The following is a 19408-nucleotide window of genomic DNA, read 5'->3' on the forward strand; positions in this document are numbered from 1 at the left end:
GCCTTTTTTTCCGTTAAAACCCCCAACGATTAAAGAGCACTTCTTGTATTTACAACAGCGGAGTACCCTTTTTAAATAAAAACTGATTCTGTATTCTTGCTGAATAATCCTTGCAGGTGCATATCTTGTTTACCAGCCGATTTCTTATTACACGTACAGTTGCCGGCAATTTCTTAAGGGCTTAGGATTTGTCATTAATGTCTGATAAGTAATTTTTCATGGCTCGCAACTAAGCCGTTCGTCCAGTGAATTTGTAAATATTTATAAAGCGAAGTTGAAGAATCTTCAATTTATTTTTGTTACAGCTTTCTACATAAATTTTATAAAATTCACAGGTCTTCAAGTTGTTTCCTTCTTTTGTACTATAGCTGTTTATAATGAGTGGGAGTTAAGCCGGTTACTTTTTTAAACTGTCCTGACAGGTGGGACACACTGCTATAATGCAATTTAAAAGCTATTTCGGTAAGGCTAAGTTCATCGTATACCAGCAGTTCTTTAACCCTTTCAATTTTGTGGGCTATAATATAATGCTCTATGGTAATGCCATGATGTTCTGCAAAAAGGTTTGCCAGGTAGGTATAATTATACTTAAGTTCTTCGCTTAAGTAAACGGAGAAATTAATTTTAAGTGGCTCCTCGGAATAATGTATTAATACCGTTATAATATTCTTTATTTTCTCAACCAGTATGCTTTTTTTGTCATCCAGCAGCTCAAAACCCCAGGCACATAGTGCGGCGTTTAATATTGCCCGCTTTACAGGGCTTATGGCCTGCAAAATTTCTGTTTCGCCCAGTTCCACACTTGCGTATTCTATAGATAGTTTCTTCAGCTCTTCTTTTACAAGTGTTTTACACCGTGCGGAGACCATATTTTTGATGTAGAGTTTCAACGTATTGAGTGCGGATTGCTGGTATGAAGTAATAGACGCTATAGTTTATTTTGCCGCTAACATTCATTTATCACAAACGACACAAGATAATATATCTCCTGTGGGTTGGCAGGCTTGCTGATGAAGTGAACAACGCCAGCTTCTTTAAACTCATTTTCATCCCTAATCTCAGTAGAAGTAGAATATACAATTACCGGGATGTTCCTCAGCCGCTCTTTTTTCCTCATTTCAAGCAGGCATTTTTTACCCCCGATGCCAGGCATGCGCAGGTCAAGAAATATATAATCAGGTACGCTATTCTTTTTATCGTTCAACATTTTCAGCGCCTCCATCCCGTCGGATGCCGCCCGGCACTCTATGGTTTCATCAACTTCTTTTACTGCTTCAAAAAACAATTGTTTATCGTCTTCATCATCATCAACAATCAAGATTACCTGTTTTTTGTTCATACATGAATAAACACCTGCCTGCTAAAAACAAATGTTTCATCATGTAAAGGTTACAAAAAAATACGGTTGGCGCAACCCGCATTTTAGGTATACGTTTTACCGGTAGTGGCAACTAAATTAAAGGGGTTGTTATCCTGGCTGTTGCTTTAACGGAAGAATAATATGAAATGAGGCCCCTTTTGCTTCACCGGGCACCGCATAAATCCCCCGGTGGCCGAGTACAATTTTTTTGCACAGTGCAAGGCCAATACCAGTGCCTTCATATTTTTCATGTCCGTGCAGCCTTTCAAACACCTGGAAAATGTTCTGAGAATTCGTGCCTGAAGCCTATCCCATTGTCCTTACTGTTATTTCACAAAAAGAAAGGGCAGTCATAAGCGATGGATATTTTTAGCACCGCTGCAGAAACGCGATTGGAGCTTATACGGTACGTTTTTTCTTGAAAACTTTAATGCATTTGTCAACAGGTTATAAAAGAGATAGTTGGCCTGCGAAAATATTGCTTCTATAACGGGAAGCTTTTCGCGGCATTGCGGAACATTTTCGCCTTTCGTCAATCTACTTAAGCGGTAAATACCGCCTGCCTACTCCTGGCTCATCTTTCTAACCAGCGGCAAAGTAAGCAACTGTAATATGGCTACGGCAAGGGGTATGTAACGCTGTGCGGACTCCTTACTTACATAAAAGAATACAAAACAAAATATGCCTATCGTTAGCAGCCGGCCCAACTCTGTAAAAAGCTCCGAATTAAAGATGTAAGCATATTCGTCCCGGTTTTCAATAGCCTTGCTAACATCTACACTGCGCATACGTATGGCCACATACACAAACGCGTTAAGTATGTAGGTAAGTTTATTGAAAGCATAAAATGTAAGCACACCGTTTTGCCCAAAGTCAACAGCCAAAAAGGTAGTGCCTATTAACAGCGATGTAACGCTTGCAGTAAGCAGGTAAACACGGTGCCGCGGTTTTGTATAACGGCCCATCAGGTAAACAGGCAATGTGCTAAGCGCCACGCTAATAGTTTCAATGGTGCCCAGCGTATCTTCAGCGCCAACAAACATCAGTATCAATATAGGCGGTATGGTATAGGTTGCCCCTTCCGTAAGGCCTTCAAAAATGTTTACTAGGCTTTGCCTGTTCCAGCGGCGGTTGTATTTAAAGAATACAAATTTCTTAAGCGGTACGGTTTGGTAACGCCCCTGCATAATGTTCCATGCGGAGAAAAGAAATAGTGCCGTAACCACCACAAACAGCATTTTATACTGCCCGAGGTTGGCAAGGCCCGTACTGCTTTCTGTGGCCACCATAATACCGAATATTACCGGCGCCAGTAGTTGCCCTATGGTCATAAGGGTAGAATCAATGCCACCCATATAATTACGGTCTTTGTTTTCGGTACTTAGTATGGTCATATAATGGCGGTTACTCCAGTACATGCCATTACCCATGCCGGTAAAAAAACCGGTTATAATAATAAAAGTTACCGTGGGGTTGTTATTAAACAATAGGGGTATAAAAGAGCAGGCATTAAACAGCATCCCTACAGAATACAGGTAATTAACCCTAACTTTTTTCAACAGCATACCGGTAACAAAAAAGCCAACCGTAGTACCCAGGTAAGCGCCGAAATAATTAATCATATTGTAAAAAATATCGCCGCTTTTCAGCCGGAATATAAAAGATGCGCTTACCAGCCCCACTATGCCATTGGTAATAATGTAAACAAAATTGCTCACCAGCAACCGGCGGCAGGCTACAGACAGGGTTTTAAACTTGGCTATCTCGCCGGTTATGTAGCGCAGTATAAAGTTGCCATACAAGCCTTTGGTACTGATAACCGGGCCCGGCGCAGGCATTTCTGCGGCAGCCACAACAGGCTCATCCTCATGGGTAATGTTTGTTTTCATAACAGGGCAGATTAACTGTAAAATATTAAGCGTTAAAAAATAATCAGTTAATGCTCTTTGGAAAGTAGTATGTGCAGTATAAAGCGATAAGGGTACATGGCAGGCTGAAGAAAAGCAAATGGCACGGTTTCGTTATCTCTGTTTGATTGCTTTTGTAAATAAATGATTTTTTTAGATAACAGCGTCTGTTGCCACAAAGAAAATTTTTACCGGGTAATTATCTTCAACATCATTTAAATACCAGCGACGGTTTTTTATGGCATCTTCGTTGCGTCGCAATCCGTTCATCGTCCGGTTCATTGTGCATCTTTTCAGACCCGGGTAGATTAGACCAATTGGGCGGCTTAAACAACCTGCAGCAAAAAATTTCTCCGCCACTGTGATTTTTGAGTACTTTCTGCGAATAATAAGTAAAGCACAATTAAGGCAGTATGGGCAACGCTTTTAATGAAGCACAATTTTTAGAACTGGTACAGCAAAATAGCGGCATACTGTACAAGGTTTGCAATGCCTACTGCCGTAATGCGAATAACCGGCAAGACCTTGCCCAGGAAATAATCTACCAGCTTTGGAAATCTGCACCGGGGTACAACCCGCAACAAAAATTTTCCACCTGGATGTACCGGGTAGCGCTTAATGTGGCCATTTCTTATTATCGCAAAGAAAAACAGGTCATAAAACCAGAAAAAGTAAATGATACCCATAGCATGGCAGAAGATACTTCGGCCCATGAAGCAGAAGAACAGAGCAGGCAGTTGCAACAATTCATCAACGGGTTAAGAGAGCTTGACAGAGCTATCATGTTGTTGTACCTGGATGCAAAAAGCTACAGTGAAATAGCCATAATAACCGGCATTACAGAAACCAATGTGGCCACCAAAATAAGCCGCATTAAAAACATATTGAAAGAAAAATTTTCAGCAATAAAATAAAGGTTATGGAACAAAGCAATATAGACAGCATGATACAGGCCTACCGCCAAAGTACCGGTGAAACCTGGCTGATGAACGTAATGAAACTTAACATGGCCTGCCTGGAAACCCTGCACATGCAAAAAGCAAGGCGGGAGCTGAGAAAACTGTTGCTCCCAAAAATACTCGGCATACTGCTGGGTGTGGCATGGGTAGCGTTTATCAGCATCATTACATGGAATGTGTTAAACTATGCACCTTCCCAGGCTGTGTTTTTCGGTTTGTCACTGGCTGGCATACTGGTTATAAGCGCCAAAGCGGTTATTGATTACATAAGGCATACAGTAATGATATGGCACATTAACAACAGCGGTAATGTTACTGATGTTCAATTGCGGCTGGCCAGGCTAAGATTAAGCCAGTTTAATGCCAACCGCACCGGGCTGCTGCAAATTCCGTTTTACACTACCTGGTACCTTTACCCCGGGCTGTTTACCGATAAGCCATTTGCCGTGTGGGCCATACCGGTATTGATTACCTTGCTTTTTGTGTGCCTGACCATATACGTGTACAAAAATTTTACACCTGCCAACCTGCATAAAAAATGGGTAAAATGGCTGATAGCCGATTCATCGTGGAATGCTGTTAATAATGCCCTGCAGTTTGTAAAAGAAATTGATGATTTTAAGAAAGATAGGTAAGCAAGTACGGGTTACGAAGTGCCTTTTTATGTAAGATGTTAGGTGTGGGATGTACGATTTAAGTACGTGTTACGAAGTACGAAGTACTTTTTTCATGTAAGATGTTTGATGCGGGACGTACAATTACGAAGTATTTTTTATTGTAAGATGTTAGGTGTAAGGTGTACGATCCGGGAGTGCATTTTTGAATTCTCAGGCTCACCTCCCCACTCGCCATTTACCACTCACCACTTACCCAAACAATCTGGATTTTATATATACGAGCCTGAAAAAAACAGCCTGTTCCTTTAAAGTACTTCGTACTTCGTAACTCATACTTATAAAAACCTGCCTGCAAAAGAAGCAGCCTGTTACACCTTGCGCCAGGGATTGAAGCGGATACCCCGGTGAGGGTTCTGTGCAGGGGTTTTGTGCCGGAGTATGAGCGGAAAGCCCGGCCCGCCCTGTATTTTGGCGGGGGCGCCCTGAAAAAAATATTGAGTATGCATTAAATGTAAATTAATACCCTGGTGCAGCAGCCGCTGCTAATGGCCATTAGCGTTTTTAACCACTTAATTGTTATAATATTGCAGCAATCCACTTCCAATGAATTTACCATTTCAACACTTGCTCCCCACAAGAGCAAGCGGGTATATTTTCCTGGGTTTATTATGGCTGCTAACCGGTTTTGCACTTGGTGTAGCTGTGTTGCTGTGGCCCCTGCGCATTTGGGTGAATTATGTTAGAGACAATGCCTACAGCGACATTATTGAAAAGGCTGGCGTAGTAATGATGATAATACTGCTGGCTGTTGTTTCCTTTCGGATAAGCCTTTTTCTTTTTCAGTGGCACCTTAACCAGGAACGTACTATTGTTACCATTTACGCCTTTTGCATACCCCTTGTTTTTGCAGCCCTTGCATTGTACCTGATGATGAAGCCCCAACTGGTAAACAGGAACACGGCACAAACCACTATTTCTCAAAAGTTTACTACAGGCCCCTACCCCACTGCCGATAAAATACAGCAACTGAAAGCGGACGGGTTTACCGGCATAATAGCCTTGCTGCACCCGGCCGTAATGCCTTTTGAACCGGAACTGCTGCAACAGGAAGAAACCGCATTGAAAAACTCCGGCATAGAGCTGATTAAAGCGCCTATGCTGCCATGGATTGGCGACAACAGTGCATCGCTGCAAAAAATTGAGGACATCATTAAAAACGGCAAAGGCAAATATTATATTCACTGCTACCTTGGCAAAGACAGGGTGAATGTGGTAAAAAACCTTATTGTAAGGCTATCCGGCACGGAAGCGGTGCATGAAATAAACAAACACAGCAGCCGTACTTTTGAACAAATGGGCGCATTTGAAAGAGGTGACATTTACCGGCTTGATTCAGGTGTGTACATGACGCCCTTTCCCACGGATGAAGAATTTTTGTCTTTTTTCCTGGCCGGCAAGGTTAAATCTGTTATTAACATGATGGACACACCTGACGAAGAAAGCAGGCAACGCATGCAGGATGAGCAGAAAACCCTTGAGCAGGCCGGCCTGCAGTTCAGGCACATGCCTGTTGTAAAAACCACAGGCAGCAGCCTGGCAAACATTACCGATACCATAGCACGGCTACCCAAACCATTGGTAATACACCACTGGGGCACCGATGCCAGCATAGCAAAAATTTTTAGGCAACACTACCGGCGCATTACCAGCCAGCCGGCCATAAACTTATCAACCCATAATGCAGAAGCTGATTGAACGTTTTTTACCAGACACGGAAATTGTAAAAACACTGGCATTACCGGTACTGGCGCTGGCCATTTTCGCGGCCTGCCTGGCGGGTTGGATGCGTGTAAAGAAAAAGATACGCATACCCTATACCCGCAAAACTTTTCACTTCATTATTTTTTCGGCAGCGGGTGTTATTCAATACTATTATGGCCTGCATGCCGTAACACTTATGGGCAGTATGGTATTCGTGCTTGTGCTTATAGCGGTAGCGTTGGGCGAAAGGCTTTGGTTTTACCAGGCGCTGGCCAGGGAAACAGACAGGCCGCATGAAAAAAAGTTCATTCTTTTTCCCTTAATGGCCACAGCGCTTGGCGGCGTGTTAAGCAACATATTTTTTCCGGGTACGGCTTACATAGGTTATTTTGTTGGCGGCTGGGGAGATGCGGTGGGAGAACCCGTTGGCACAAAATGGGGCCGGCACCGCTATACAGTGCCCACGTTATTTGGCGTAAGGGCTACACGCAGCCTGGAAGGCTCAACCGCGGTTATGCTGGTAAGCGTACTGGTGTCGTTTATATGTTTGTATTATATGGGGCAGTTTAGCGTAGGTTATGCATTGCTCGCCTCCCTGGTATGTGGTATAGCAGCGGCGGGCATAGAAGCCATCAGCAGCCATGGGCTTGACAACCTGAGCATGCAATTATGCGCCTCGGCAGTGCTTAGTTTTTTTGTACACGGCTAAACAATCAAAAAAGCATGGCTTCGCCTGACATTTCTTTTACAGTAAAGCAGTTAAGCATCCTTATTTTCAAAAAGGCATAAAGCATTTCGTTCAAAATATACTGAACTGTTTTTCTTACTTCGGGTATTATCATGTTATCGTTAATAAACCTGCGGAACACCCGCCTGGTTTCATTTTCGTAAAAAGCGGCACACTCAAATACACAATCAAAACTTTCTTTTATGCCCTGGTAGCTGTTAGCGGGGTGAAGATCCTGCAAGGGAAAAAAGTGTGACAAAGAAGCTATCTGCTGTTCTACCTCCTCTTCCTGCGGCGCTGTTTCGGCCACAAAGCTTAACACACTTACTTTAAGATAACTGTCGCCAAGCCGGCCCGCGGTGGCGCCCATAGCGGTACGGGCGTTACTAATAACGTCTTTCAGGTATTCAAGCCTGTGCAAGGTATAACGCAACTGCGTTCTGTCTTGCGTGTTTAACTGCAGGTGAATCATAGCTGGTATATTACGGATGAGAAATTGGATAAAGGCGGCTACTTACCACCCTGCAAAATGCTGCAAAGGCCATGCTGTGAGAATATTCCTTTTTTTACTGAAAAAACCGGTAGAATAAAGCAGAGTGAAAAAAGTGAATGGTGTCGTAAGAATTTTTTCCTGGCTTAGCTGAATTATCTTCTGGCAACCTGTTTAATACTGAAACATTAAGTTAGGCAAATTGCTTCACAAATAACTAAAATGGCCACATTAATTTTTTGTTTGCTTCAAAATTCTTTGGTGCACTGCGATATAGGTGTTTTCAAAAAGTTTCCCCTGGGCGCTGGGGCTATTGTATTTTGCTGCAGCAGGATTTCTTTTGGGGGTGTCCCTCGTACCCCGGGCCGGGCAGAACTACGTTCGCAACCTTCGCAAAAGCAACATTTAGTTGCTTTTACTTGGTTGTGCTCATACTGCGGCACAAAAGCCCATGCACAAAGCCTCGCCGGGGTATCCGCTGCAATCGCTCACCCAAAGTGCAACACGCTGCTTGTTTTGCTGGCGGGCCTGTCAGTAAAATCAAAACAGGTATGCTAACGCATCAATCCTTAACTTCCGGTTTCAAAGATCTGTATGAAAAAAACAGTGCCGGGTATTATTATTTTTCTTACCTGCTTTTATAACAGTGTAGCGCAGGTACCGGCTTTTATAAAAGACAGCCTTAACAGCTATATTGAGCAGGGCATGGCCGACTGGAACATACCCGGCCTGGCTATCGCCATTATTAAAGACGGCAAACCTGTGGTAATGAAAGGTTACGGTGTAGCAGACATTCAATCCAAAGAACCGGTTACAGAAAACACTTTGTTTATGATTGCCAGCAACAGTAAACTGTTTACCGGTACAGCGCTGGCACAACTGGAGTACAATGGCAAACTTTCGCTGGATGATAAAATAACCAAATATTTTACTGATTATAAACTGGCCGACAGTAACAGTACCAGCCTGGTTACCATAAAAGACATGCTTGCCCACCGCCTGGGCACCCAAACATTCCAGGGCGATTTTACCTTTTGGAACTCCAACCTTAGCCGCTACGAAATAATGGAGAAAATGCGCCTGATGGAACCTGCAGGCATCTTCAGGCAAACCTATGGTTACTGCAACAGTTGCTACCTTACCGCCGGGGAAATCATTCCGCTGGTAAGCGGTAAACCCTGGGAAGTATATGTGTACGACAGCATACTTACCCCGTTGGGTATGTCGGCCACATCGCCGCTGGGCTACAACATGCAGCAAATGCCCAACGCGGCCAAACCTTACAGCACCGCGTTTACCGGCCAGCTAACAGAGCTGCCTTACGACAGACTGGACAACCTTGCTCCCGCCGGCAGCATTGTAAGCAACATAAAAGACGTTAGTAAATGGCTGATGATGCAGTTGGACAGTGGCCGCTACAATGGCCGGCAAATAATACCCTGGAAAGCCATACAAAAAACCCGCGATGCTGTTAACATTATCAGCAGCCGCCGAAGTACAGTTAACCCTACCCATTTTACCGCGTATGGGCTGGGTGTTTTTGAAACTGATTATAGCGGCAGGCAGGTGTTTTGGCATACCGGCGGGGCGGATGGCTTTGTTACCAACACCTGCTTTGTGCCAGAAGAAAACCTGGCCATAGCCATTTTAACCAATAACGATAACCAGCAGTTTTACGAGTTGTTACGCTACCAGTTGCTGGATGTTTTTTTTAACCTGCCCTACACCAACCGCAGTAAAAAAGCACTGCCGCACTTTGAGGAAGACCAAAACAAAACCATACGCCAAACCGAAGCGTTAAAGGCGAGGGTGCAGGGCATTGCCCCGCCGATGCCCCTGCAGGCTTACACCGGAAAATACAACAACAGGTTTTATGGCGATATTGATATAACAGCCGCCGCCGGCCACCTGCAGGTAAAGTTTTCCCGCCATCCCGGCCTTACTGCCCTGTTGCAGTATATGGATAACGATGAATGGATGATATCTTACAGTAACCCCGCCTTTGGTTTCTTTCCGTTAAAATTTAAAGCAGCCAATAACAAAGCTGTAGCTGTTGATATTAAAGTGAGCGATTTTATAGAGTACGACCCTTATAGATTTACCAGGGAGTAACCTGGTAAATGTTTTGGAGGCGGACAGCATTGCTACTATAAGGCTTTGGTTGTGTCACTCACTTGTACGCTTTGTCCTTTGTTTGGCAACGCGAAGATTATGAACAAAAACATAAAATGTTTGAACAAAACCCATTTCCGAATAATTAAAGAACGAATTAACAGGATGATTGCCTATACAAAAATCATTAACCGCCTTGGTTCTTAATAAAACTAATACTATGATTTTGTTTCGAAGTTTTCAAACTCAAATAGTAAATGCCGGCAGGTAATTGGCTTACATCGATGGCTATAGTAAAATCAGGTGCTGGATTGCTGGCGCGTTTTTGAAAAAGAACGGCGCCTTTTATATCAATAATAGAAACATACACGTCTTCTACCTGACCAACTTTGACAGCTACATTTAAAATATTAGCCACCGGATTGGGAAAAACTGAAACTCTCGGAGCAAGGTTTTTCAACCTAACCGGCTCAATTTCAGAATACTTGTACCTGCCATCTTTATCAAACATCTGCAGTCTGTAATACAGTACATCCGCGTTTACGCTAAGCACATTGTTATCATTAAACCGATAGCTTTGGGGATTAGTTGCACTACCAGCGGCTGTTACCTTACCAATACATTTAAATACTGCTCCATCAGTACTTTGCAAAATACTAAAATGGCTGCTGTTAATTTCACTGGATGTACGCCAGGTTAAAAGCACTGTATTTTTTTCTAACCTTGCCTTAAATTCTATTAATGAAAGAGGTAAGGTTTTTACAGTTTCACCAAGTTTATAAAGATTCTTGAATCTTACATTATCACTTGACGAATCCACACAGTTGAAATACAATTGATTGTTATACACATATTGAAATGTCAAAGGCACCCTTGTAATTGGGAGTACTTTTGCATCGCCAACCTGAATGGTGCCATTAGGTGTACCATCCGTTTTCCAGATTTCTATTTTATCCTTTACCAATACGTTCCTCGAAGTAAAATACAAAGCGTATTCAGTATAAAATGCCTGTATTGTATCGCTAAATCCTCCCGGGATACTTTGGAACGTGTTGCCTGGTAAATCTTTAATCATTTTAGTACCTCCCACCGTTCCATCTGTTACCCAAAGTTGTTTCTCCTCCAGATAGGATCTCTTGTCACTCCAGTAATACACTTTGCCTTTATAATTCGTTTTGTAGTTATCCTTTGTAAGGTAGTTCGGACAATTCATAGCAAGAATAAAGGGCTTTGCATTTCGATCAGATAACCAAAAACTACCTTCTGCCGTTCCGTCACAAATCCAAATGCTGGCCTGTTCTTTTTTGGACCAAGATGCAGCGAAAATTATTTTACCCCCAACGATGCCAGCGCTACGAAGGTCTGTAAGCCGTGGGTAATTTTCTGCATTGCGGGATAATACAGCCTTTGTTCCTTCAGCAGTTCCATCCGTTACCCAAAAATCACTATAGTAATAAGTGTTTACATTCACGACGAAATAAAGTTTGCCGTTAAGGGCAAGAAAATCATGCGGAAATGAAGAGTTAGCGCTATTGCCAATTGCAATATCGGCTAACATCACAGTACCGGCATCCGTTCCATCTGACTTCCATAATTCCTGACCATGAATTCCATCATCTGCGGCAAAAAAAATATTCTTTCCTTCTCCTTTCATGGAATAATCATCAACCAAATAAGATTGGGTAATGTAATACGAATCACCGGTCGGGTTGATGTCCTTGACCAGTAAAGTCCCTACAGTTGTACCGTCCGTTTTCCACAACTCCAGTCCATGCGTTCCGTCATTAGCGAAAAAAAACACTTGATTGTTGTAAGCCTCTATCACAGCAACAAAGTCCTTATTCAGGCAACTATCTTTCCCTGGGTTTATATCCTTTATCAGCATAGTGCCTTCTGTTGTTCCGTCAGACTTCCAAAGTTCCACACCATGAATCCCGTCATCTGCAAAAAAATACAGTTCATTATTCAAAATGCATAATTTCTTTGGTGAACTTGCAGAGGCTCCCTGGTGTATATCTTTAACCATGAAGGTTCCTGCGTCAGTTCCATCGGTTGTCCAAAGCTCGGAACCATATTCCCCGTTAACGCCTGCGAAATACAGACGATCATTAAGTACTACCCCCTGTTTAATAAAATCAGGATCCAGCGTTACTTTTTGGGTAAATTCCACCGTACCAGTGGCAGAGCCATCTGTTGTTAGAAAGCTGTAATTTTTCAGGTTTAGCATAACGGGCCTTCCATTCAGTACAATACCTCCCACATCTGCCCCCTGCGTAAGTTGGGTGATCTGGGCAATACTCCGGCCAGGTATATACTGAAGAATAAAGGCTAACAAAAGGCACGGTAAATTTCTTTTCATACTACCAATGATTTCTTACTGAATGCTCAGTTTTTGGGTTAAACGCAAAGTATCTATTGTGCATATTGTACAACAGATATTTCAAACGCTATTTAGAGAGGTCATTTTCATTGTATCCTAATTCGGCTCCACAATCAGCCAGGCCACATCGCTTGCATCCTGCCCATTGGTGGATGTGATGGTAAATGAAGTTCCCGCGGTTCTTGCCGAAATATAAGTAGTACCAACATTGGCAAGGCTGCCACCATTGATAGTTAAGAATATCCTGCTATTGGCAGTAACTTTTGAAGTATTTACCGTAACAGTGCCACTCACCAGTGTAGCCACGCCCATTACCGCATCTGTACCTTCCTTAATGTAAATGCCATTACCCGTGTTGGCAAGTTTAATATCACCGCCAAATTTACTGGCGCCACCATTTACCAGTAAAGCCCAGTTATTGGTGCCCCCTGTTGGCGCATTATCAATATATACCGTAGCGGCATTGGTAATTGTTGCCGCCCCCGTAGTTATTGCCGGGGGCAATATACCCAGGTTGGTGATTACAGCATGCGTACCGGATGTTGCCGCGGTTACAGGGTTCCTGGCCAATATCCAGCCGGAGTAACTATTGTTGGCAGCAAGCACAGGATTACCGGATCCTTTGCTTCCTACGCGATAGTTTAAGCTACTGGCGCCGCCAAAAAGCCAGTTTCCATCTGTTGTAGTGTAAACAGATGTAGGGGATACAGTTAAATTGCCATTAGCCTGCGCCGTACCGGTTTTGATACCACCGGATGCGTGCAAAATATCGGCTATTTGTACAGCCTGCGCTGTACCCGACGAAGTAACATTGTCAATTACGAGGCTGCCCACTGAGGAAACCGTAAAGGCTACATAATTGGCCGTATCGTAGCCCAGCCTTAGCTGTTCTGTGGTTGCTATGGCATGTGTTTTGGCAGCAGGTGCAGTGGTACCAATGCCCAGCCTTTGCTGTGTACTGTCAAAGTACAATGCTGAATTGCTTTGCTGTAAAGTTCCTCCGGTTCCTGTATATAATATACTCCCTTTACCTGCACCGCCCATGGGGCTACCTATAGCCAACCCAGGCGCCGGCAGTAATGCATAACCATTATTGCCGCCTTTGCGGTAATATAGCGTATCGGCAGACCTCCACAGCGTATCCAGATATTGCGCTGACTGCCCTGTGGCTGCCACCCAGGCAGGAACACCTGCGGATATGCCCAATACCTGGTTTTCTGCGCCTATCCCAATACGGGTTAATGCACCATTGGTACTTCGGTAAAGCAGGTCGCCGGTGGCATCGTTGCCAACATCTATCCTTGGCGCCACTTCGGCCCAAAAGCTATAGGCTGCGGAATCAGGCACAACAGCATTGGATGATGCCTGTGGTTTTTTTATATACAGCGATGTCATATATTTTGTAGCTGCACCTTGGTTAGAGCCGGTCAATCCACCTACTACCGTGTTGGCAACTATGCGGTGAGTACCGGAAGACGATTCTGTAAATAACTGATCCGGAAAGTTTACACCGGAATAATTATATCCCGCAGGCACCGTTACACTGGAGGCCCCCCTGCCGGCGCTAAAACGCTGGGCTATGTTCGTGCTGCCCCCAAACTGCCACTGTGGCCCGGATGTATTGGCGCCACCCGATGCCGATGTTACCCACAGGTTACTGCTGGTGGTAATGGTAGCAGTTTGAATAGCATCCAAAAAAATAAAAGCAGGCGATGTACCAACGGCATCAAGCTGCACTTTGCCGTCAGAACCAACAGTAAATTTTGTGTAATTAGAAGTGTCGTAACCAATACGTAGTTGTTCAGCGGTTGATAAGGCATGCAAGGCAGCCGCGGGTGCAGCCGTACCTACGCCCAGCCGCTGCAATACACTGTCGTAATAAAAATTTGAATGGTAGCGGGTTGTTCCGCCGGTACCGGCAAAAAACACGGCGCCGTTGGTTGCGCCACCCGCACCACCTGTGCCGGCCGCGTTTAGCCGGGTATAACCGGTAACTACCCCTTTCTTGTAATAAAGGGTATCCCCCGAACCCCAAACGCTATCTACCGAAGGGGTAAGCGGCTGAAATTTTGTAAGCCCGTTACCTGTATTGTACAGGTAACCGTTTACATTTTTGCTGGCATTATTAATTTTCAGTTCACCGTTGGTAATAACAACCGTGTCCCTTTTTACCTGGATGCGGGTTTGAGAGTTCGCCTGTATTGATGCCAGGGCAAACAGCATCACTAAAAGGCACGATTGCAAACGCATTGTAATAGTTGTTTTCATAAAATATTGGTGCTGGGTTTATAGGCGCAGAAAATATAAAAAAGTATGATTATAAGCCAACCGGAACAAAACCGCAAACAATAATGTTGCTATTGTGTAATCAATGTCTTAGTTAACAAACGAATGCCAGGTTGAGTATCGTCCTGTTGAGTTTATCGAAGCATTATCGAAACCGCTTTTACATCCGTTGCTTTTCCTACATCGCCTTCGATAGGCTCAGGCTGACATCTTTAACCAAACGGCACTGATTGCGCAATGATGAACATAACCTCACCCGCCCTTTTGATACCTTCTGCCAGGGGAGAAGGAAAAAAAGATGAAGAATGTTCTGGACGTACAAGAGTGCGACGCAAGGGACGCCTCATAGCAATCCCTTCTGCCGGGCCCATAAATTGCTGTATTGTACCGGTAGTCATTAGATAACAGTTAAACATTTTGTAAACAGCCTGCAGCAGCCCAATGTCATTAAGTTTAGAAACTAATGAGGGGCCGAGCCTGCCGAAACCGTTTAATACAAGTCTGTTTTCCACGAATCCGCCTTCGACAGGCCCAGGCTGACAACCTGCGGTCTTTAACGTTTTATAAATTTTTGTTGCTTCTGTTGTCCGTTGCAAAATACCTGCAAAACGTACACACCTGCCGGTAAAGGTGCAATACCAATTACTGCTTTGTGGCTACCTGCACCAGTAATTTCCCGGTAAGCTACTTTTTGGCCGTTCAGATTAAATATGGCAAGCTGTGTTTTGCCAGGCATATTGTTCAGCGATACCTGAACTTCATCTGTTGCCGGATTAGGGGTAAGGGTAAAATTCCATTCAGCCGCCCCAGGATTTACAGCAATAATCTTACTGTTTGTAACAGCGCCATCCTTATCCACCTGCTGCAGGCGGTAATAAATTCTTCCGGAAAACTTTTTCGCTGCATCCGTATCCTTGTAAGTGTAGCTCATTACTTTGTGGCTGTTACCCGCCGCCGGAATTTTATCAATTGTAGTAAACCCGCCCCCACCTACACTTCGCTGAACGTTAAACCAGGCACTGTTGATTTCCGCAGCAGTTTGCCAGTTAAGCAGTGCGCTGCTATTTTCAAGATGCGCGGTAAACCCCAGGAATGTTACCGGTAGCGTATGCACATCAAACGTATCACTGAATAAGGTTAGCTTGTCCGCAACCTTATTGGTGACCGTAACAGTATAATTTCCATTCTGCGCCGGTACAAATGTGGAATCTCCGGTAATGGTACTCATTAACTGGTTATCCTTATACCAACGGTACGTATTGTTACTTAACGTACCGCCGGCAGAAACGGAAAGTATACCCCCGTTAAAGTGCAGCGGCAAAACGGTATCCTGCGGTGCGTAAATGATTGATGAATAAACCGTTCCATTACCGATACTTTCAGTGCCTTCAAACGTAAACTTATTGTCATCTATATATCTCCAGTTTCCCATACCATATCCTGTACCCCTTTTAAGCAGCGGTGAAATGGGGCCGGTTAACAGGTTATGGCTAAGGTAAAGGTCTGCAAGGTCTGGTATGGTATCCAGGGAAAAAGGGATACTGCCGGTTAACCGGTTGCTGAAAAAAGACAGGTAAGTAACCTTGGCAAGATTGCCAAACTCAGGGGGTATGCTGCCGGTCAACTGGTTTTCAGAAAGGTCCATATACTCAAGCATGGAAAGATAGCTTAGTGTTGCAGGTATGCTGCCGCTCAACTGGTTCTGGTTTAATTTTAATACCCAAAGGCTTTCAAGTTTACCAAGCTCTGGCGGTATGCTGCCCGTTAACCCACAACCGGATAGCTGTAGCTTCGTTAAAGCCGAGAGATCACCAATGGATGCCGGAAGCGGTTTAGCACCCAACCGGTTATTAGACAGTTGAAGGATTTGCAATGCATCAAGATTACCTACAGATTCAGGTAAGCTGCCGTTTAAATTATTGGAATTCAGGCTTATTTCTTTTACCCTTTGGCCGCCATCATCCAGTTTAATACCGTACCATCCGCTCACAGGCGTTGCGGATAGCCAGTTGGTATTATCATCCCATTGCGGGCCGCCGGTACTGTTATACAAATCCACCAATGCAAGTGAATCCTGCACATTAACCTGCGCGGTAACTACCTTGCAATTAAGAACCACAACAAAAACAAAAAGCGTAAAAAACATTTTCATAGAACAGGATTTAGACTAAATTTTTATCTGGGCATATTAAGCTGTTTCGCAAGATATTGGCATCTGCCTAATCATTCTAAGTTTTTAATCCATTTATAATTTCCGTTTGAAATATTGTAAAGCTTACTACCGCATCATTGGCATATTTATGGTACCGGCAGGAAGTTTTTCATGGCGGCTTCGTTGCGTCGCAATCACTTCATCGTTCCGTTCTTTGGGCGACTTTTACGCGGGTATTAGTATTTACTCCGCCGCAAAATAATAATACAGCTATTCAGCACCCCTTCGCCATAAATATTGAGGCAGTTCGAAGACTGCCTTCTATTCCAAATGCAAAGAGCCACTGAGGCTAACTCTTTGGATAGCGGCCTGCTTTTATTTGCGGCTTTCTACCAAGAGCGGGGAGGCAGTTAATATATCTTCATTTTAATTCCAGCAGAATAATCCATATTTTTTTCAGACAAAAGTTTAACATCATAACACTTAACCGACTCTTCTTGAAAATCGTAGACATCCTTATTTTCCCAACAAAACTCCTGCTCTTTCTTTAAATTACCTAAGCAGACCGATAGTGTGTTCAACTTAGTTGTCTTTTCAAATGAAAATATGATTTTTGATTTATAATCTCCGCTATAAACTATCTTCCCATTTATATCAACTACCAAATAGTATGATGTTAAATCCAAATTAGTATCATGAAAAATTTTAAAACAGTATTGCTGAGCAGATTTAGGGGCAAAGTAATCTTTCTTCACAACCATACTACTTTTTATGTACCAGTTATAGTCCTCTAAACTATACGTTTTATTTTTTCTGTTACATGAAAAACTAAACACCAAGCACACAGAAAAAAGAATCCAAAACTCTTTAAAATTTTTTTGTCTTATCATAAATATTTATTTAACCACCATATTTCCTTGATTCTTAACTTCTGGATTCTTCCCTTTTTTAAATGTGGTCCATCCGGGTGCAAAATACGGAGTGCTACCCTTTGTAGGATATTGTATTTCATTTAAGTTTTTCATCCAGTCATTGCCATTCGAATCTCTATTTGTTGGACTTCCGAATTTATCTTTTAAAAACAAGTCAACTTTATTTCCTAATATTCCTGTATAAAGACTCCGACTTTGCAAAGCATTAACAGTAATATTTAAACGATCGGCTATTTTTTGAGCTAAACTGTTTTCGGGCTCAGATGAGAAAAGAGAAACATCTCCTATGCTTGCACCAGCCCCTGTTCTACAAGCATTTGAGGTTAAGACAGCCTCAGTCATAAATGCATCCTGCGATATCATTCCCAACTTACTTTCATCAAATTTGTACGCCTCGGAAATTTTAATACCCTGCGCGTTATTTTCGTTATGACCATGACCAAAATCAAACATTCCAGGTATTCCATGAGAATATATATCTATTGATTGGATTAAATCATCCTTTCTTCTATTGACCAAAGAGGGATTATTAGATGTATTTTTTGTATTGATGTAATTCACGAATTCCTCTGAAGAATTCAACCATGTAACGTTAACATTCCGTGCTGCTGACCATGAATTTATTTGCTGAACTTGTTTCTCTGTATATCCTGCTCTAAAGATCAACCAAGAAACTTCCGTTGTTTTATTTTCTGTCTTATGCGCATCAATTTTTTTCATTGCTGGCAAAATAAAATTCAAAGAATATCTACCATGAGATTCCTCCGAACCTGAAACAACTATCTTTTCTTCCAAGCCATCTAAATCAATTGCTGCAATAGGTTTATTTCCTGCAAACTGATAAGGCGTATACCATGGGTAGGATGCCATTAATGGGTCAACAGACAAGAATCGACCTATTGCCGGGCTATAAATTCTAAATCCATAATCATACGTAGAAGTACCTATAGTTTCTTTATCATTCTCCTTCCCATTAAACCCATACCTATACCCACCAGTACTAACCGTCCTGCCCACCAACTGCATCCCAAAAGGCGCATAGTCATTTGCACTTGCCACATCTGCGAGGTAATAGTCAACTGTTGAGTTATCCTCCGTGTGCTGCAGTTTCTTATCCGTCACCACAGCCAGCACATTGCCCAAATGATTACTTAATTCAAAGAACTTTTCACCCCTTGTAAAGCTATACAAATAAGCCGTTTTACCACCCGCCAAAGTAGCTGTATTTGTTGCCGCCAGGGTAACATCCACCTCCGCTTTATACAAGCCCAGCCTGCTGCTGCCATACAGGTGCGTTTCCGTTTGCGTAAGCCGTCCGCTGTTTTTAGTGTTATCACCCGATACATATACCCCCATCACATTGCCGCCTGCATCCCGCACATACCAGGTGGTGGTAGTGCCACCGTCATTGGATACCGCTTTGCTTATCCTGTTACCACCCGCATCGTAGGTATAAGCAATCAGCATCCCGTTATCTTTTCTAATGCTGCTGATCTTGCCATATACCGTCCACTCAATCTTACTTTGCTGCGATTGCCCTATACCCTCCGCTTTATCCTTTACAAGGTTGCCTATTTCATCGTACTCATAATTGTTGGTACCCTGCCCGTCAATATCTTCCGTATAATTGGCCGCATTCACATCATCCGTAATATGGTCAAGCTGGTTGGTATTGGGCTTGTACCGGTACCCAAGTTTATCCATCGCCAGCGGCTTACCGGCAAA

At 43.3% G+C, this 19408-nt stretch carries 16 protein-coding genes; 5 read left to right on the forward strand and 11 right to left on the reverse strand.

What is annotated here, in order from left to right:
* Positions 1-362: 362 nt before the first annotated feature.
* The 5 genes from F0364_RS17890 to F0364_RS29325 all read right to left on the reverse strand — a co-directional run bounded on the left by F0364_RS17890 (position 363) and on the right by F0364_RS29325 (position 3549).
* Positions 363-869, reverse strand: a complete 507-nt coding sequence (locus tag F0364_RS17890; protein ID WP_153799172.1) for a helix-turn-helix domain-containing protein — start codon at positions 867-869, stop codon at positions 363-365.
* 77 nt (positions 870-946) lie between these two features.
* Positions 947-1339 carry a response regulator gene (locus F0364_RS17895; protein WP_153799173.1) on the reverse strand — a complete coding sequence of 131 codons (393 nt, stop codon included), beginning with the start codon at positions 1337-1339 and terminating at the stop codon, positions 947-949.
* A 129-nt stretch (positions 1340-1468) separates the two neighbouring features.
* The gene (locus F0364_RS29470) at positions 1469-1642 is read right to left on the reverse strand and encodes an ATP-binding protein (protein WP_153799190.1); all 174 of its coding nucleotides are present in this window, start codon (positions 1640-1642) and stop codon (positions 1469-1471) included.
* A 281-nt stretch (positions 1643-1923) separates the two neighbouring features.
* The gene (locus F0364_RS17905; protein ID WP_153799174.1) at positions 1924-3249 is read right to left on the reverse strand and encodes an MFS transporter; all 1326 of its coding nucleotides are present in this window, start codon (positions 3247-3249) and stop codon (positions 1924-1926) included.
* 171 nt (positions 3250-3420) lie between these two features.
* Complete coding sequence (locus tag F0364_RS29325) at positions 3421-3549, reverse strand: hypothetical protein (protein WP_262885393.1); 129 nt, start codon at positions 3547-3549, stop codon at positions 3421-3423.
* 131 nt (positions 3550-3680) lie between these two features.
* Between F0364_RS29325 and F0364_RS17910 the strand changes: the two genes are divergently transcribed.
* From F0364_RS17910 to F0364_RS17925, 4 genes are all read left to right on the forward strand, one after another.
* Complete coding sequence (locus F0364_RS17910; protein WP_153799175.1) at positions 3681-4181, forward strand: RNA polymerase sigma factor; 501 nt, start codon at positions 3681-3683, stop codon at positions 4179-4181.
* Positions 4182-4186: 5 nt separating this feature from the next.
* Complete coding sequence (locus F0364_RS17915; RefSeq protein WP_153799176.1) at positions 4187-4861, forward strand: hypothetical protein; 675 nt, start codon at positions 4187-4189, stop codon at positions 4859-4861.
* Between the two features lie 585 nt (positions 4862-5446).
* A complete protein-coding gene (locus F0364_RS17920; protein WP_153799177.1) occupies positions 5447-6598 on the forward strand; it encodes a protein-tyrosine phosphatase family protein in 1152 nt (383 codons plus the stop codon).
* Positions 6582-7313, forward strand: coding sequence for a diacylglycerol/polyprenol kinase family protein (locus tag F0364_RS17925; RefSeq protein ID WP_207632744.1), 732 nt, complete (start codon positions 6582-6584; stop codon positions 7311-7313). Before F0364_RS17920 ends, F0364_RS17925 begins: the two co-directional genes overlap by 17 nt.
* Positions 7314-7317: 4 nt before the next feature.
* On the opposite strand, the gene F0364_RS17930 is transcribed toward F0364_RS17925, so the two are convergent.
* Positions 7318-7803: a hypothetical protein gene (locus tag F0364_RS17930; RefSeq protein WP_153799178.1), complete on the reverse strand. Its 486-nt coding sequence runs from the start codon at positions 7801-7803 to the stop codon at positions 7318-7320.
* 612 nt (positions 7804-8415) lie between these two features.
* On the opposite strand from F0364_RS17930, the gene F0364_RS17935 reads away from it, so the two are divergent.
* On the forward strand, positions 8416-9933 hold the full coding sequence (locus tag F0364_RS17935) for a serine hydrolase (RefSeq protein WP_153799179.1): 1518 nt from the start codon (positions 8416-8418) through the stop codon (positions 9931-9933).
* Between the two features lie 187 nt (positions 9934-10120).
* On the opposite strand, the gene F0364_RS17940 is transcribed toward F0364_RS17935, so the two are convergent.
* The 5 genes from F0364_RS17940 to F0364_RS17965 all read right to left on the reverse strand — a co-directional run.
* Positions 10121-12292 (reverse strand): ELWxxDGT repeat protein, encoded by a 2172-nt coding sequence (locus F0364_RS17940; RefSeq protein WP_153799180.1) that lies wholly within the window; start codon positions 12290-12292, stop codon positions 10121-10123.
* 117 nt (positions 12293-12409) lie between these two features.
* On the reverse strand, positions 12410-14581 hold the full coding sequence (locus F0364_RS17945; RefSeq protein ID WP_153799181.1) for a beta strand repeat-containing protein: 2172 nt from the start codon (positions 14579-14581) through the stop codon (positions 12410-12412).
* 571 nt (positions 14582-15152) lie between these two features.
* Positions 15153-16751: a T9SS type A sorting domain-containing protein gene (locus tag F0364_RS17955; protein ID WP_153799183.1), complete on the reverse strand. Its 1599-nt coding sequence runs from the start codon at positions 16749-16751 to the stop codon at positions 15153-15155.
* A 410-nt stretch (positions 16752-17161) separates the two neighbouring features.
* On the reverse strand, positions 17162-17641 hold the full coding sequence (locus tag F0364_RS17960) for a hypothetical protein (protein WP_153799184.1): 480 nt from the start codon (positions 17639-17641) through the stop codon (positions 17162-17164).
* A 6-nt stretch (positions 17642-17647) separates the two neighbouring features.
* Positions 17648-19408, reverse strand: a 1761-nt coding sequence (locus tag F0364_RS17965; protein ID WP_207632745.1) for an RHS repeat domain-containing protein, incomplete at its 5' end; no start/stop codon positions are given.

Source organism: Foetidibacter luteolus (genome assembly GCF_009650435.1).
Lineage (GTDB): Bacteria > Bacteroidota > Bacteroidia > Chitinophagales > Chitinophagaceae > Foetidibacter > Foetidibacter luteolus.

Coding starts and splice junctions, on each gene's coding strand:
- F0364_RS17890 (WP_153799172.1), bottom strand. CDS start 869: ATGGTCTCCGCACGGTGTAAAACACTTGTAAAAGAAGAGCTGAAGAAA.
- F0364_RS17895 (WP_153799173.1), bottom strand. CDS start 1,339: ATGAACAAAAAACAGGTAATCTTGATTGTTGATGATGATGAAGACGAT.
- F0364_RS17905 (WP_153799174.1), bottom strand. CDS start 3,249: ATGAAAACAAACATTACCCATGAGGATGAGCCTGTTGTGGCTGCCGCA.
- F0364_RS29325 (WP_262885393.1), bottom strand. CDS start 3,549: ATGAACCGGACGATGAACGGATTGCGACGCAACGAAGATGCCATAAAA.
- F0364_RS17910 (WP_153799175.1), top strand. CDS start 3,681: ATGGGCAACGCTTTTAATGAAGCACAATTTTTAGAACTGGTACAGCAA.
- F0364_RS17915 (WP_153799176.1), top strand. CDS start 4,187: ATGGAACAAAGCAATATAGACAGCATGATACAGGCCTACCGCCAAAGT.
- F0364_RS17920 (WP_153799177.1), top strand. CDS start 5,447: ATGAATTTACCATTTCAACACTTGCTCCCCACAAGAGCAAGCGGGTAT.
- F0364_RS17925 (WP_207632744.1), top strand. CDS start 6,582: ATGCAGAAGCTGATTGAACGTTTTTTACCAGACACGGAAATTGTAAAA.
- F0364_RS17930 (WP_153799178.1), bottom strand. CDS start 7,803: ATGATTCACCTGCAGTTAAACACGCAAGACAGAACGCAGTTGCGTTAT.
- F0364_RS17935 (WP_153799179.1), top strand. CDS start 8,416: ATGAAAAAAACAGTGCCGGGTATTATTATTTTTCTTACCTGCTTTTAT.
- F0364_RS17940 (WP_153799180.1), bottom strand. CDS start 12,292: ATGAAAAGAAATTTACCGTGCCTTTTGTTAGCCTTTATTCTTCAGTAT.
- F0364_RS17945 (WP_153799181.1), bottom strand. CDS start 14,581: ATGAAAACAACTATTACAATGCGTTTGCAATCGTGCCTTTTAGTGATG.
- F0364_RS17955 (WP_153799183.1), bottom strand. CDS start 16,751: ATGAAAATGTTTTTTACGCTTTTTGTTTTTGTTGTGGTTCTTAATTGC.
- F0364_RS17960 (WP_153799184.1), bottom strand. CDS start 17,641: ATGATAAGACAAAAAAATTTTAAAGAGTTTTGGATTCTTTTTTCTGTG.